Here is a 15,484-nt window from a genome sequence, read left to right as displayed (position 1 = left end):
TATCTTATAAATTTTTTATTTGGAATTTAAATATCGTATATTCGCCTATACTTATAACTTTGATGCGTCATTTTATATATAATAATATTACTTCTTTTTTGGCATTTCCAAAGGCTCTTCGCCATGATATTTATAAACAAATAAAGTTCCGTTATCTCCAAGCAAAGTAGCGTTTTTATTTAGATATTCCATATAATTTGAAACGGCATATTTAGGTCTCGATAAAGTCCCTATTCTGTCTAAAATTAAATATAAATTTGTGGAATTATTATTTTGATTCCAAACCATATCTGGAAAGTAGGCTATCGCAATATCTCTATACATATAATTATCGTCTGCATACAAACCTATAACGCTTAACTCTTCGCCTTTTGAATATTCTATTAAAGTTTTTGCTACAGTTTTCATGCCTTCAACATTTCTTGGGACTTCATAATTTTTAGTATAAGTCGTAAGTTGCAATGTCATTACAAAAATATTTATAAATATGCATGCAAAAAATATATAGAAAAATTTTTTATTCAAAATAAATTTATCTTTTTTCTGAAATAAAAATAATATAATTGGCAAATATGAAAGAGAAAATGCGGAATATAAATAATGAAATGTTCCGGGTTTTGAGCGAGCGAGTATATTAACAATTATCGTAGTCGGTATAAAAATTAAAAATATTTTTAGCATCTCTATTATAGTTTTTTCAATATTTGATTTAGGTTCGTATTTTCTATTAAAAACAAAATAAAAAACCCTTATTAGGCAGTAAAAAGAAAATATAATACTTGCAAATAAAAATAATAATCCTAATATCATAAACGGATATTGAAGCCAAAAATTAATAGAACCGTATATACTATTTCCATAAAATACGGACATCTCGTTTGTCGGAAATAAAAATATTGCATGCATTTGAGGAAAAGGCAAAGTAGAAAGCCCAGAGCGAACGGAAAAAATCATATTCGTATTATTAAACCCGTTTTTTAACTCCGAAATTATATAAGGCAAATATTCCAAAAATGAAATAAAAACTCCAAATATCCAAAACATAATATATTTTATCGAACGTTTAAACTTAATAATCAAATAAACAATAATCGTAGGAATCATAGAAAAAAAAGTTACAAAATGTCCTTGCGCCATTATCGCAAGTATTGGGAAAATCATAACGGCGGAAAGTTTTATAATATTTTCGTTTTCAGAACCTATATATTCGAATAAAAATATAAAAAAGAGAAAGCTAAAAATCAAAGTTAAGTTAGGATTCCAAAAATCCGTAGTCGCCATAACAAAATAGCCGTTGCATAAAATTAAAGGAGCGATAATCGAGGTTATTAATAATCCAAATTTTTTATAAAACCAAAAAAGAAATATAGATATGATTATTAAATTAAAAATAAGATTAATAATCTTTGCTCCTAATAAACTTTCGTTTGCCATTTTATAAAATAAAGTATAAAGTATATAATACCCCCCCCCAGGAACTCTCGGAGTGGTAAACTCGTCATTAACCACTTGACTTGCAATAAATCTTGCGCTCGTTGTCGGCAATTTTCCGCTTTCATACCATTTCTTCATATCGTAAAAATGTTGAGATTGGTCTATTCTCACATATCTTTTCGGTATAATGTAATAATCTAAAAATAAATTTGCTACTATTGTAAATATTATAAGTAAAATTGGAATTGTTATATATTTATCTATTTTCATAGTTTATCCTCTTTTAATAATATTTTAATAATCAAACCAAATGGCAGGCGCAAAAATGTCCCGATTCAATTTCTCTAAACTCTGGAACTTTTTCGGAACATATAGATTCCGCTTTTGGACATCTCGTTCTGAATTTGCATCCAGAAGGCGGATTGATAGGGGAGGGTATCTCGCCCGAAAGTATTATTCTTTGTTTAGTTTTCGCAACCGAAGGTTCTGAAATCGGAATCGCCGAAATCAAAGACTGCGTATAAGGATGAAGCGAATGAGTATATAGAGACTCGCTGTCGGTAAGTTCCACGACATTTCCCAAATACATAACGGCTATTCTTTTAGACAACTGACGAACAACCGCCAAATCATGCGCTATAAAAAGATAAGTCAATTTCATTTCCTGCTGCATATCGTAAAGCATATTTATAATCTGCGCTTGAATTGAAACATCCAACGCCGAAACGGGTTCATCGCAAACTATAAATTCTGGGCTAACCGCCAAAGCTCTCGCTATTCCTATTCTCTGTCTCTGTCCTCCAGAAAATTCATGCGGATATCTCTGCGCTTGCTCCGCGTTTAATCCCACAAGTTTAAGAAGTTCTATTATTTTGTCTCTTCTTTCTTTTTTGGTGGAATATAATTTATGAACATCCAAAGCTTCTCCGATTATATCTTCAACCGTCATTCGAGGATTCAAAGAGGCGTAAGGGTCTTGAAAAATTATTTGCATTTTTTTAGCGTAATTTCTATAATTTTCTTTACTTATTTCTTCTCCGTCAAAAAATATTTTTCCGCTCGTTGGATTGTAAAGATGAAGCAATGTTCTTCCCAAAGTCGTTTTACCGCTTCCCGATTCTCCAACCAATCCGAAAGTTTCTCCTCTGTATATATTAAACGAAACTCCGTCAACGGCTTTTACGGTTTGAGTAGCTCTGCCGAAGAGTCCGCCCTTTATCTTAAAATGCTGTTTCAAGTCTTGAACTTCTATTAAAGGTTTTGTTAAATTTTCCATTAAATACTCGCTTTTATTTTTTCATTATTTTAATTTAATTTTTACATTTTTTATTTTGGCATTTGATGAAGCCAGCATGCCGAAAAATGCCCTTCCTCAAATTGAACTATAGGAGGTTTATTGTCGATGCAAACTTTCATGCATTCCTCGCATCTCGTGCTGAAAGGACATCCCGCTTTCATGTTTAGTAAATCTATCGGCGTTCCTTCAATTGGAATCAATCTATCCTGCTTAATATCTATTCTCGGAAGCGATTTCAAAAGTCCCAAAGTATAAGGATGTTTCGGACGCTCGAAAATATCGAAAACCGTTCCTCTCTCTACTATTCCGCCTCCATACATGACTATAATATCGTCCGCCATATCCGCCACAATTCCAAAATCATGCGTAATCAAAATAACAGCCATTTGAATTTTTTTCTGTATATCTTTTATAAGTTCGAGTATCTGCGCTTGAATTGTAACATCGAGAGCCGTAGTCGGTTCGTCCGCTATAAGTATTTGAGGGTCGCCCGCCAAAGCCATCGCTATCATAACTCTCTGACGCATTCCTCCCGAAAGTTCATGAGGATATTGTCGCATTCTTCTTTTAGGCTCGTTTATTCCAACTAAAGTTAAAAGTTCTTCGATTCTATTTACCGCGGCAGTTTTGCTAATTTTTTGATGAGTAGTCAAAGCTTCCATTAATTGATTGCCTATAGTATATACGGGATTTAGGCATGTCATTGGGTCTTGAAATATCATCGAAATTTTATCTCCTCTGATTTTTCTTTTTTCATGTTCCGAAAGATTTATTAAGTCTTTTCCCTCGAATAATATCTCGCCGTTTGTGATTTTTCCAGGCTCGTCTATGAGTCCCATTATAGAATACGCCGAAACGCTTTTCCCAGAGCCAGATTCTCCGACAATTCCCAATACTTTTGATTTATCGAGTTTATAAGATATATTATTAACCGCTTTAACCTCTCCCGATGGAGTAAAAAAAGACACGCTTAAATTTTTAACTTCAAGCAAACTATTTAAATTATCGCTCATTTAATTACCTTCGTTTATAAATTATCTATTCTTCATTCTTGGGTCCAAAGCGTCCCTCAAACCGTCTCCCGCCAAATTAAAACATAAAATTATAACGCTAATCAAAGCCGCTGGAAACAATAATTGATAAGGATACGAATAAACTCCGCTTACGGCGTTTGAAGTGAGAGAGCCGAGCGAAACCATAGGCGCGCTTACTCCGAGTCCCAAAAAACTTAAAAACGCTTCTACAAATATCGCGTTAGGAATTTGAACCATAGCCGAAACTATAATCGCTCCCATAGCGTTTGGAATCAAATGTTTAAATATTATTCTTCTGTGGGGAGTTCCCAAAGCCCTCGCCGCCGTTATAAATTCCTGTCCTTTCAAAGCCAAAATCTGCCCTCTCGTCATTCTTGCCATATTCGTCCAATATAACAAAGAAATTACTATAAATATGCTGAATAAACCAGGTCCCAAAAGTCCGATTGCCCTTAAAGATTCGTTTTGTAAAAATAATCTGTCCATCGGAGCTTTTAGGACAACCGAAAGCAAAACTACAACCAATAGGGTAGGAACGGCGCTTATTATGTCGACTATCCGCATCATAATATTGTCGAGCATTCCGCCGAAATAACCCGAAACCGAACCGTAAACTATTCCGATTATAACGACTAATGTAGCCGAAACTATCCCGATTAAAAGAGAGATTCTCGCTCCTATCATGCATCTGACGAGCAAATCTCTTCCCAAAGTGTCCGTTCCAAATGGATGTTCAAAAGTCGGCAAACTGTTTTCTACTCCTCTGTTTATTTGAGCGTATCCGTATTCCGAAAAAATAGGAATGAAGATTGACAAAACGGCTATGACTCCGATTATTATTATAGAAATCAAGGCAACTTTATTTTTTTTGAATCTTCTATAAGCGTCCTGCCAATAGGTTACGCTTTCTCTTTGAACTTCCGCCGCCGCTTTTTCTTCTTCGGTAGCTTTTTCAAATAAAGATTTATCCAATATTTCCATTTTTATTACCTTCTAAAATTAAAATTTTAAAACCTTAAAATCAATTATTCCTGTATCTTGATTCTCGGGTCTATTATTCCGTAAGACAAATCGACTAAAAAATTCATAGCGATTAAAAACGCTCCGTAAAATATTGTCACTCCAAGTATAGTAGGATAATCTCTTTGAGTGATACTTTCTACAAAATATCTTCCCAAGCCCGGAATATTAAATATTTTTTCAACAACAAAAGAACCCGTGAGTATTCCCGCAGATAACGGTCCGATATAAGTGACAATCGGTATAATAGCGTTTCTTAAGGCATGTTTGAATATTATAAATCCTCTTCTAACTCCCTTTGCTCTCGCCGTTTTAATATAATCTTGATGAATCACATCGAGCATCGAACTTCTCATTAATCTTGCCATAAAACTTAAAGAACTAAAACTTAAAGCGAATCCCGGCATTATATATTGAGCAAAAGAATCGAAACCGTAAGCGGGAAGAAGCCTTAATTGAACGGAAAATATAATAATAGAAACTGTGGCGACAACGAAACTTGGAACGGCGATTCCCAAAGTCGCGGCAACCATTACTACTCTGTCTATAGTTTTTCCATGTCTTAAAGCTGCGATTATTCCGAATAAAACTCCTATTGTAGTGGATATAAACATACTGAAAATTCCGAGTCTAAACGAAACGGGAAAAGCTCTCTTTATAGTTCCAGAAACCGATTGCCCAATTTTTGTAAGCGAAGTTCCCAAATCTCCTTTAATAGCGTTTTTAAGATAATTTCCGTATTGCACTATTAAAGGTTTGTCGAGTCCGTATTTTCTATTCAAATTATCCAAAGCGACTTGACTCAAAGGTTTTTCCCCAACGAAAGGTCCGCCTGGGACGGTATGCATCAAAAAGAAAGTTATCGTCACTATAACGAATAGAGTCAAAACGGATACTAATAATCTTCTTATAACATAATCGAGCATAAATTATTACTCCTGTTTTTTGTTTATGTTTTATCGAGGTTAAATTATATAATAGATTTTTAATTTTTTCAAATAGTAATCTTTAAATTATATAAAGATTACTATCTGAATTATTTATTTTAGTTATTAATGAAAATAATATTTTATATAATAATATTTTTAATTTATTATAATAAATTTATTTTTCCGTAGTTCCCAAAGCATCTTCAATATTGTCGTTTTTTTCGATACTTTCAATATCTTTAGCCGTATAATCTTTTAACGGAATTCTATTTCTTATAGCCGCATAAACGGTAGGAACTATAACCAAAGTAAACATTGTAGAAATCGTAAGTCCGCCGAGTAAAGCCAAAGCCAAAGGTCTATACATTTCGTTTCCGCTTCCGCTACTCATAGCCATAGGAAGAAGTCCCAATATTGTGGTTAAAGAAGTCATTAAAACGGGGCGCAATCTTCTCGGTCCAGCAATTAAAGCCGATTCGTCTCCGTTTATTTTTTTCTCTTGCATTAATTGATTCATATAATCGATTAAAACTATTCCGTTATTTACGACAACTCCGATTAAAACTATTATTCCTATTCCGCTATAAACGCTTAAAGTTTCGCCTCCTATGAAAAGTAAAATAAGAGAACCAGCAAAACCGAAAGGAATCGCCAAAGCTATAACGAAAGGCGCGATATACGATTCGAATTGAGTTGCCATAACCGCGTAAACCAAAACCAAAGCCAAAATTACCGCCTGTAAAAGTTGTCCGAAAGCTTCTTGCATATCCTCGTAATCGCCCGAATAATTTATAGAAAATCCCGCGGGTATATATACTTTTGTATTGATAGCCGATTGAACATCCGCCATAATCTGATTCATAGGGCGTCCGTATCCAGAAGCCGTTACCGTAGTTATTCTGCTGTCGTCTTTTCTGTCTATTACCGTAGGTCCGAAAGTTTTATCTATGCTCGCAATCGAAGACACTGGAACCATGCCCGCCGAAGTCGGAATAAGCATTCTTCTAACATCGTCAATATTTATTCTGTCTCTTTCGTTTAATTGAACTTGAACATCTATATCCGTATTTGCCGAACCTTCTGGAGTCATTCTTGTCGCCGTAGTGCCTCCGAAACTCGTTTTAATCGAATTGGCAACCGTGCTGATATTTAATCCCATTTTTGAAGCCAAATCTCTATTAATAGATATATTAAGCTCTGGGCTCGAATCGTCTCTTCGTAAGCGAATATCTCTCAAGCCTTGAACATCGCTTAAAGCCGCTATAATATTATTCGCCAAATCTCCCGCTCTCTCCAAATCTTCTCCGATTATTTCAATATCGATTCCACTCGAATCGCTTCCTCCGCCTCCGCCCATAGTCGTGCTTATAGCGTCTACATTGATTTGAGCGGGATAGCTTGAAAGTCTGTTTCTAACAAGTTCGACATATTCTTCCGTTTCCGTTTTTCTTCCTTCTTCTTTATCTCTTAATCGAACTCTCAACTCTCCTCTATTTGCCGAAGAACCGTAGCGAACTCTCGTCTGTATTCTTTCCATATCTTCGCCAACTATTTCTTTAATATCGTTTTCCATTCTATCAATGAAAGAACCCGTCTGCTCCATTCTCGTTCCCACAGGCATTCTAACATTCGCTCTAAATTGTCCTTCATCCGCTTCTGGAAAACCTTCCTTACCTATAAATATAAGTCCTATAGCTATAATTGCCAATACTATGCTTATGGCTGGGATTAAAACTCTATTTTTATGACGAACCGAATAAGTAAGTAATTTTTCATAAATAAGATTAACTTTTGAATGAAAATATTTATTGAAAAAATCTTCAAACGGCGCTAATCTTTTTGATTTTTTACTCGTTATAAGCCTCGCTCCAAGCATAGGGACTATTGTCAAAGCGACAGCCAAAGAAGCGAGCAAAGAAACCGTAACCGTTATACATAAATCTCTAAACATCTGTCCCGTCATTCCTTCTACGAATAAGAAAGGCAAGAACACGGCTATTGTAGTTAGAGTTGACGCCGATATTGCGAGCGCTACCGTATATGTTCCGTCTATTGCGGCGGAATATTTTCCGTATCCGCTATTTCTATAGAAAAATATATTTTCCAAAACGACTATCGAATTGTCTACCATCATTCCTATTCCCAAAACGAGTCCAGAAAGCGAAACTATATTCAAAGTAATATCCATAAAATACATTAAAGTAAAAGTCACAATTATAGACATTGGAATCGATATTGCGATTATCAATACGGTTCTAACTTTCCATAAATAAATCATAAGAATTATTACGGCAAAAAGTCCGCCCTGCCAAGCGGCTTCCAATACTCCCGCAATCGAATCATTAACCGTATCGGCGGTATTGAAAATAATTTCGTATTTTATTCCTTCTGGCAAATTCAAATTGTCAAGCTGTTTTTTTATCGAATCGGAAACTCCAACCGTATTCGCTCCCGATTCTTTATTTATAGAAACAGAGACCGCGGGCGTTCCGTTCACTTTGATTATATCCATATCCTCATCGTAGCCTTCGTAAATATTCGCTATCTCTCTCAATCTTATAGGAGTATTATTTTCTTTTAAGGCTACAACAACCGTTCCAATATCGCTTACCGTTTTAAATTCTCCCGTTGTTCTTAAAGTATATTTATAAACTCCTTCGTAAGTTTGTCCTCCCGCCAAGTTTTGATTTTCGCGAGCAAGCGTGGACACAATCGTATTAATATCGAGTCCGTAAGCTTGAAGTCTATTCATATCGACATCGACTTTTATTTGAGTTTTAAGTCCTCCCCAAATTTCAGCCATCGCGACTCCGCCGACTTGCTTTATTCTGTTTAATATTTGATTGTCTACCAAATCGTATAAAGCGGATAAATTTTCCGTTCCGTAAAAAGCTATAGCCATAACGGGAATACTGTCGGTGGAAAACTTATAAACCGCGGGACTATCGGCATCGTCAGGTAAAGAGCTTCTTATTCTATCGAGAGCTTCTCTAATATCGGCTGTTGCGCTTGCCAAATCGCTTCCCCAATTAAATTCTATAAAAACGCTCGACATTTCCTCTTGAGAAGAAGATGTGATGGTTTTTACATTATTTATTCCAGAAACCGCGCTTTCAATCAATCTTGTAACCGATTTTTCAACCTCTTCGGGACCCGCGTTATCGTAAGTCGTTCTCACGCTTATATAAGGAAGTTCCATATCGGGCAAAAAGTCGACTGGCAGCCTAAGTAAACTTACCGCTCCCAAAATGACTACGGCTAATATTCCCATACAAACGGCGACTGGTTTCTTTACTACTAATTCAATAAAACTTCTCATTAATTATTTCTCCTGTAATTCTCTTAAATATAAACCTTAAACCCAAACTATTAACCGCCTACCGAATAAATTTCATTACTTTCATTATTGGCGTTATTAGTATTTATATTATTTGTATTCGTTCCTTCCATTATTTCCGTTTTCGGCGAATTGGAATTATTAACCGCATTTGTGTTTGTAGTTAAATTATTATTTGTAGTTAAATTATTATTCGTGTTTTGAATAAGCGGAGTTTGAATAGCGTTAGTTCTTACTTGATTTGTATTTATAGGTCTTAAATTTGTCTGCCTTACCGTTCCGCTACTTATTCTATTATTCGTATTTGCTGTAGAAATCGTAATATTATTAGTCGCGGTCAAATTATTAGTATTGTTTATCGTATTTTCGGCTATGCTATCCGCTGTCGGAGTTATATATTCCAAAATAGTCGGGTCGTTTTCTATTCTATTAATAAGCGAGCCGTCTTTTAAAAATTCTCTTCCGAACATAACGACTTCCTCTCCCTCTTCGAGTCCGCTACTTAAAGCCACTTTATCTTTTGAGGTGAATAATATATTTACTTCTCTCGTATAAGCTCTATATTGCGAATCGGCATTATCGCTAATATTTCCGTCTCTTGGAACGGCGCTGTCTTCTTTTACGACAAATATATAATTTTTACCCGTATCATCGCTGAATACCGAACTGTTTGGAATAACGAATACATTATCCGCAGAATTTAACAATATTGAAACATCCGAAAACATGCCGGGCAAAAGCAAACTGTCCTTATTGTCTATCAAAGCCTTAACCATTAAAGTTCTTGTGGAAGGATTGACGGCATAATCTCTTTTCGTTATTTTAGCTTCGATTTCTTTATTTGGAGAGGATGGAACTCTTATATATACCGTTTGTCCTAATTCTACTCCCGTAATTGACCTTTCTGGAACTTGTATCTCGACTTCCAACTGACTAATATCCGCCACATTTGCGATTGGAGTGGAAGCTGCAATTGATGCGCCTACAGCCATATAGGTAGTGGTGACATATCCAGCGATTGGAGTTCTTGCGGGAGCATAAGCGTAATTTGCACCTATGACGAATCTGTCTATTAAGGCTATAGTTTCTCCTTTTCTAACGAAACTTCCCTCGTATTTAAGTATATTCGCTATTTTTCCCGGAACATCGGAAGATATTTCCACCTCTTTAATCGCCTTAATTTCCGCCGACAAATCCAAATATTCGTTTAGATTCTGTTTTATAGGAGCGGCAACCAAAACGCTTATCGGATTTTCTTTTCTTTGTAAATTTTCTTGCTTATTACATGATATAAACGATATTAATAAAATTAAAAAAGCAAAACCGATTTTATTTTTTTTATTTTCCTTACCAATTTTTAAATTCATAATTTTTAATCTCCTAGTTTTTTAACATATATTCAAATCTAAATTCCCAAAAGTTTAAGAACTTGAAGAGAACTTGATAAATATTCGTAAATAGCTTGCAAATACGAAAGTTGCGCGTTCAAATAATTTATTTCCGCGTCATTAACTTCGAGCATCGAAATACTTCCGCCTCTATACTGCCTTTCCGCCATCTGTAAAGCGTATGCCGCCGTTCTCGCATTTTCCGCCTGCGATTGTAAATTTTCAGATTGAGAGCGAGCGGTTGAAATTAAATCTCTGCTGCTCACTTCTATTGTGTCGCGCAGTTGATTATAATTCACTTCCATTTGCTTTATGCTCAAATCTATCTGTTCCGCCGATTTTGCCGTAGAAGAAAAAGGAAGAAGAGAATCCAAATTATAACTTAAAGTAAAATCGACTCCCCAATTAAATTGACCGTTTTTGCCCATATTATTTCTCAATTTATTTCCAGTGCTTACTCCGACCGATGCGCTTCCCGTTAGAGTGGGCCACAAATAGCTTTTTGCAACTTTTTTATTATATTCGAGCATTTGCAAATTATTTTCCATATTGCTTAATTCGATATTATTATTCATTATAATAGTAAGCAAATCATCGTAAGCCATATCGGGAACCGTTATATTCGTAGCGTCCAAAATATTTCCCATAAGTTCCACTTCGTCCGCAACATTGGTAAGTCCAATTTGTCTGATAAAAGTCAATTTCAAACTTTGATATTGATTGCTTAAATTTATAACTTGGGGTTTTGTATTTTCGTATTGAACTCTCGAATTCAAATATTCGTATTCCGAAACTTGCCCGTTTCTATATTGAATATAATTATAATTCATTCTATTGCTATAATTTAATTGCGATTGCAAATAAACTCTATAATTTTCCTGAGCGATAAAGGTGTTGTAAAATGCAAGTTTTGTATTCAAATCTACATTTTTTACATTATCGTAATAAGCTTCTTTTTTCATTTTCAAATTTACTTCGTTCGCTTTATCGGTATTCCAATTTCTAAATCCCGCAAAAAGCGTTTTTGACAATGTGGCTCTCGCGCTTAAAGTGTCGCCCCAATTAGTCAAAGCTAAATTTCTATTGTCGCTCCATGCATCCGTTTCGCCCAAATTAAGACTTCCGCTTACAGTAAGAGAAGGCAAAAATAAATCGGAAAACGAACCGTCTTTTTGAGCTTGAGCGATTTTTACATCGTATTCCGCCATTTTCAAAGTTTTATCGTTATCGGAAGCTATTTTCAAGGCGTCTTCCAAATTTAGACGAACTTTAATATTATTCGTATTTTCATTATTTTCTACATCTTGATTAGTTTCGTTTGTGTTTTCTTCAATATCTTGAGAATATAAAACCATATTCAAAATTAGAAACAAAAATAAAATAAATTTCACAATAAACTCCGTTAATTTTATTTTTTTAGTTTAAGGATAGTTTATAATTTTTATTAATAGAGAAAGATTATAAACTTCAAATTAAAAATATCAATATAATTTTTTCTTATTTCATATATTAGACGAATAACTTTAAAAAAAGTTTCATACTCTAATTTTTATTTATTGTCTTTATATTTTTATTTTATCATACTTTTAATTGTATATCAAATATTTTTACACTAAATTTTAATAATTTTTACTTAAATTAGAAAAATTAATAGTTAAAATAATACTAATTCTACATTTATATAAGTTTCAAAAAATATTTATTAATTACAGAAAAGTTTATAACCGCAACTTTACTTTATCAATCTACAAAATTTTGCGCTTGCAATTAAGATATAAAATATATTATAATAAAAAATAGTAAAACCTCGAGGTGATAAAATGCCAAAAACTAATAAAAATAAAATTAATAAAGCTAATAATAAAAAACATAATTTACTTTATATTGGCAAGGTTCATTGTAAAAATAAAGAATATAAAGAAGCTATAAAAATACTTTCTCAATTTCTTAAATTAAATCCTAATAATGCGGAGTGTTTATATTATTTAGGACGTTCATATTATGAGAATAAAGAATATAAAAAATCTATAAAATCTTTTAAAAAAGCGGTAAAATTAGAACCAAATAATGCAAAGAATTTATATTGGTTGGGTTGTTTATATGACGATAATAAGCAATACAGAGAAGCTATAAAAACACTTAAAAAAGCCATAGAATTAAAACCCAATGATTTTCTTAATTGGCACTGGTTAGGACATTCATATAATAAAATCGGACAATATAAAAAATCAATAGAAGCATTATTAAAAGCTATCGAATTGAATCCTAACGATGAACTTAATTATCATTGGTTAGGAAGTTCTTACGCTTTAAATGGACAACATATAGAAGCTATAAATTCTCTATTAAAGTCAATTAAATTAAATCATAATTCTGAAAATAGTTGGTATGGATTAGGAATTTCTTACTTTTACACTATGGAATATAAAAAATCTATAGAGGCGTTTACAAGAAATATAGAATTAAAGTTTCCAGATATTAATTTAGATATTTTAAAAAATTTATATAACGATAGCGATAAAAAAGAATACTATAAAGAGGATGTAATAGAATTTTTACTAAAGTCTTTTGAATTAAATAATAATATTAAAGAATATACAAAATCATTATTAAGCGATATAGATTTTTATGTTGATAGCGTAAAAAATTGGAATTCGTTAGGAATATCATATTTTAAAAATAATCAATACGATAAAGCCATAGAATCGTTATTAAAAGCGATTGAAATAAACAAAAATAATTATCTTAATTGGCATTGGCTCGGTTGCAATTATACCGAAATTGGCGAGTATAGAGAAGCTATAAAAAGTTTTTTTAAATCTATAGAATTAAATTCTGATTATTATCCTAATTATAATTGGTTAGGAAACGCATATTACGAAATCGGACAATATAAACATGCTATAAAAGCTCTTAAAAGAGCGTTAGAACTAAATAAAGAAGACGATAGTAATTGGTATTGGTTAATTATGTCGTATCATAAAAATAAACAATTTGAGCATGCAATTAAATGTTATGTCGAAGCTATAGAATTTAATTCTAATAACGAATATAAAGAAACTCTCAAATCGTTATTTAATATAAGTGAAGAGAAAATTTATGATGTTGCAGGACATTTATATAATAAAGACAAACGGCATGCGGACGCTATAAAATGTTTTATAAAAGCGATTGAATTAAATAAAAACGAATATAATTATTTTGGTTGGCTTGGAATTTCTTATTGTAAAAATAAAGAGTATAAAGAGGCGATAGAAAATTTATTAAAATCGATAAAATTAAAATCCAATGATTTTGTGGCTTGGTTTTGGTTGGGAGCTTCTTATTATGAAAGTTTTCAATATAAACAAGCTGTGGAATCTTTATTTAAATCTTTAGAATTAAATCCAAATGAAAAAGTTAAATACGATATAGAATATTTATTAAGAGAAATTGGAAATTCGTATCTTCAAATTGGGGAATATGAAAATTCTATAAATCTATGTTCTAAAGCTATTGAAATAAACAAAAATAATTATCTTAATTGGCAACTTTTGGGAAGTATTTTCTTTGAAACGAAACAATTTCAAAACGGCGTGAAAGCTTTTTTAAGGGCTATGATATTAAACGAAAACGAAGAATATAAAAAATATATTGAGGAATTATTAAAAAATATCGGTTTTGATATTAATAACCCTGAAAATTTGGGAGGCGTTGGTTATTCCTATTTTGAAATCGGAAAATATGAAGAAGCTATAAAATATTTACTAAAAGCTGTAGAATTAAACCCTGACGATAGCAAAATTTGGCAATGGCTCGGCTGTTCTTATTATGAAAGCAATCAACATGAAAAAGCCGTAGAATCTTTATTAAAGGCAATCGAATTAAACCCAAACGATAGTAAAAATTGGCAGTGGTTGGGCGGTTCTTATCTACAAATTGGAAATTATGAAGATGCGATAAATTCTTTAGTTAAAGCAATTGAAATAGACGCTAAAAATTCTACGGAAGATTTTACGAATTATTTTTTATTAGGTAAAGCTTATTTTGAAAATAATCAATATAAAGAATCGGCAGAGAATTTTTTGAAAGCTGTAGAATTAAACAATTCAAATCATCTTAATTGGCAATGGCTTGGAATTTCTTACAATAAAAACGGACAATTTGAAAAGTCGATTGAAGCCTTGCTTAAAGCCAACGAATTAAATTCCGAGGATGTCGGCAATTGGTATTGGCTCGGCATTTCATATAACAAAAGCGGACAGTATAAAGAATCGATTGAATCGTTTAACAAAACCATCGAATTAAATCCCGAAAACGACAATCATTATTATTGGCTGGGAAATACTTATTATAAAACATGCGATTTTGACAAGGCGATAGAATATTTATCAAAAGCGGTTGAAATTAATCAAAATAGTTCGATTAATTATAAATGGCTCGGGATGTCATATTATTCAATCGAAAAATATAAAGAAGCTTCGGAAAATCTTTTGAAATCGTCTCTATTATGCGATGGCGATTTTGAAACTTGGCGTTTTCTCGGCAATTCTTATCTGTTTTTGAAAGATTATTATAACGCTTTTCATTCTTTTGAAAGAGGAATTGATTTTAATAAAGGCGTTGAGATTAATTCCAAGAACGATTATCTTTTGAAAGAGTTGGGAGTCGATATTGACAATTCGCCCGCAATTGTAGTAATTAACGACAGTTCTATATTGAACAATTACGGCGTTGTTTTGGCAAATATTAATAAAATCGAGGAAGCTAAAAAATCGTTTGAAAAAGCTTTGAAAATAAACGCGGGCAATGAAACGGCTAAAAATAATCTTGATAATTTAAATTCTGATTTGGATATTGAAAATTTGCATATACAAAAATAGAGTAGGGTAGTGGCAAATGAAAAAATATGCAATATAAATTATTATTGAATATTTTGACAAATAAAATTATTCTGTTATAATATTATTATGAATAAAAAACCTTTTAACGCGCTTAACGATTTTTTCATTCGGTATTTCTTTACCGACAAGGGAGGCGAAAAAGTTTTGCTCGACTTTATAAAT

The 15,484-nt window shown here is 32.7% G+C and carries 9 protein-coding genes and 1 pseudogene; 2 read left to right on the top strand and 8 right to left on the bottom strand.

The window, feature by feature from the left end:
- Nucleotides 1-87: 87 nt before the first annotated feature.
- From EZH24_RS01125 to EZH24_RS01090, 8 genes are all read right to left on the bottom strand, one after another.
- Nucleotides 88-1,704: a hypothetical protein gene (locus EZH24_RS01125; protein ID WP_137997298.1), complete on the bottom strand. Its 1,617-nt coding sequence runs from the start codon at nucleotides 1,702-1,704 to the stop codon at nucleotides 88-90.
- Nucleotides 1,705-1,735: 31 nt separating this feature from the next.
- Nucleotides 1,736-2,710 carry an ABC transporter ATP-binding protein gene (locus tag EZH24_RS01120; protein WP_137997297.1) on the bottom strand — a complete coding sequence of 325 codons (975 nt, stop codon included), beginning with the start codon at nucleotides 2,708-2,710 and terminating at the stop codon, nucleotides 1,736-1,738.
- Nucleotides 2,711-2,760: 50 nt separating this feature from the next.
- Entirely contained in the window at nucleotides 2,761-3,744 is a 984-nt protein-coding gene (locus EZH24_RS01115) for an ABC transporter ATP-binding protein (protein WP_137997296.1), read from the bottom strand.
- Between the two features lie 21 nt (nucleotides 3,745-3,765).
- Entirely contained in the window at nucleotides 3,766-4,746 is a 981-nt protein-coding gene (locus EZH24_RS01110) for an ABC transporter permease (protein WP_137997295.1), read from the bottom strand.
- Nucleotides 4,747-4,790: 44 nt separating this feature from the next.
- A complete protein-coding gene (locus EZH24_RS01105) occupies nucleotides 4,791-5,711 on the bottom strand; it encodes an ABC transporter permease (protein WP_137997294.1) in 921 nt (306 codons plus the stop codon).
- Nucleotides 5,712-5,889: 178 nt separating this feature from the next.
- A complete protein-coding gene (locus EZH24_RS01100; RefSeq protein ID WP_137997293.1) occupies nucleotides 5,890-9,033 on the bottom strand; it encodes an efflux RND transporter permease subunit in 3,144 nt (1,047 codons plus the stop codon).
- 50 nt (nucleotides 9,034-9,083) lie between these two features.
- Nucleotides 9,084-10,418: an efflux RND transporter periplasmic adaptor subunit gene (locus EZH24_RS01095; protein WP_137997292.1), complete on the bottom strand. Its 1,335-nt coding sequence runs from the start codon at nucleotides 10,416-10,418 to the stop codon at nucleotides 9,084-9,086.
- A 38-nt stretch (nucleotides 10,419-10,456) separates the two neighbouring features.
- Nucleotides 10,457-11,794 carry a TolC family protein gene (locus tag EZH24_RS01090; protein ID WP_419670424.1) on the bottom strand — a complete coding sequence of 446 codons (1,338 nt, stop codon included), beginning with the start codon at nucleotides 11,792-11,794 and terminating at the stop codon, nucleotides 10,457-10,459.
- A 465-nt stretch (nucleotides 11,795-12,259) separates the two neighbouring features.
- Here EZH24_RS01090 and EZH24_RS01085 point away from each other — a divergent pair, with 465 nt between their 5' ends.
- Nucleotides 12,260-15,301, top strand: a complete 3,042-nt coding sequence (locus EZH24_RS01085; protein ID WP_137997290.1) for a tetratricopeptide repeat protein — start codon at nucleotides 12,260-12,262, stop codon at nucleotides 15,299-15,301.
- An 87-nt stretch (nucleotides 15,302-15,388) separates the two neighbouring features.
- Nucleotides 15,389-15,484: pseudogene (locus EZH24_RS15490) on the top strand (Rpn family recombination-promoting nuclease/putative transposase); the annotation flags it as partial.

The organism is Brachyspira catarrhinii, assembly GCF_005518285.1.
Lineage (GTDB): Bacteria > Spirochaetota > Brachyspiria > Brachyspirales > Brachyspiraceae > Brachyspira > Brachyspira catarrhinii.
Note: the sequence above shows the minus strand (reverse complement) of the source record. Positions and strands in the feature narration are given on the sequence as shown.

What these genes read in the sequence shown, in the direction of transcription:
- EZH24_RS01125 (WP_137997298.1), bottom strand. Translation starts at nt 1,704, where the DNA reads ATGAAAATAGATAAATATATAACAATTCCAATTTTACTTATAATATTT.
- EZH24_RS01120 (WP_137997297.1), bottom strand. Translation starts at nt 2,710, where the DNA reads ATGGAAAATTTAACAAAACCTTTAATAGAAGTTCAAGACTTGAAACAG.
- EZH24_RS01115 (WP_137997296.1), bottom strand. Translation starts at nt 3,744, where the DNA reads ATGAGCGATAATTTAAATAGTTTGCTTGAAGTTAAAAATTTAAGCGTG.
- EZH24_RS01110 (WP_137997295.1), bottom strand. Translation starts at nt 4,746, where the DNA reads ATGGAAATATTGGATAAATCTTTATTTGAAAAAGCTACCGAAGAAGAA.
- EZH24_RS01105 (WP_137997294.1), bottom strand. Translation starts at nt 5,711, where the DNA reads ATGCTCGATTATGTTATAAGAAGATTATTAGTATCCGTTTTGACTCTA.
- EZH24_RS01100 (WP_137997293.1), bottom strand. Translation starts at nt 9,033, where the DNA reads ATGAGAAGTTTTATTGAATTAGTAGTAAAGAAACCAGTCGCCGTTTGT.
- EZH24_RS01095 (WP_137997292.1), bottom strand. Translation starts at nt 10,418, where the DNA reads ATGAATTTAAAAATTGGTAAGGAAAATAAAAAAAATAAAATCGGTTTT.
- EZH24_RS01090 (WP_419670424.1), bottom strand. Translation starts at nt 11,794, where the DNA reads ATGGTTTTATATTCTCAAGATATTGAAGAAAACACAAACGAAACTAAT.
- EZH24_RS01085 (WP_137997290.1), top strand. Translation starts at nt 12,260, where the DNA reads ATGCCAAAAACTAATAAAAATAAAATTAATAAAGCTAATAATAAAAAA.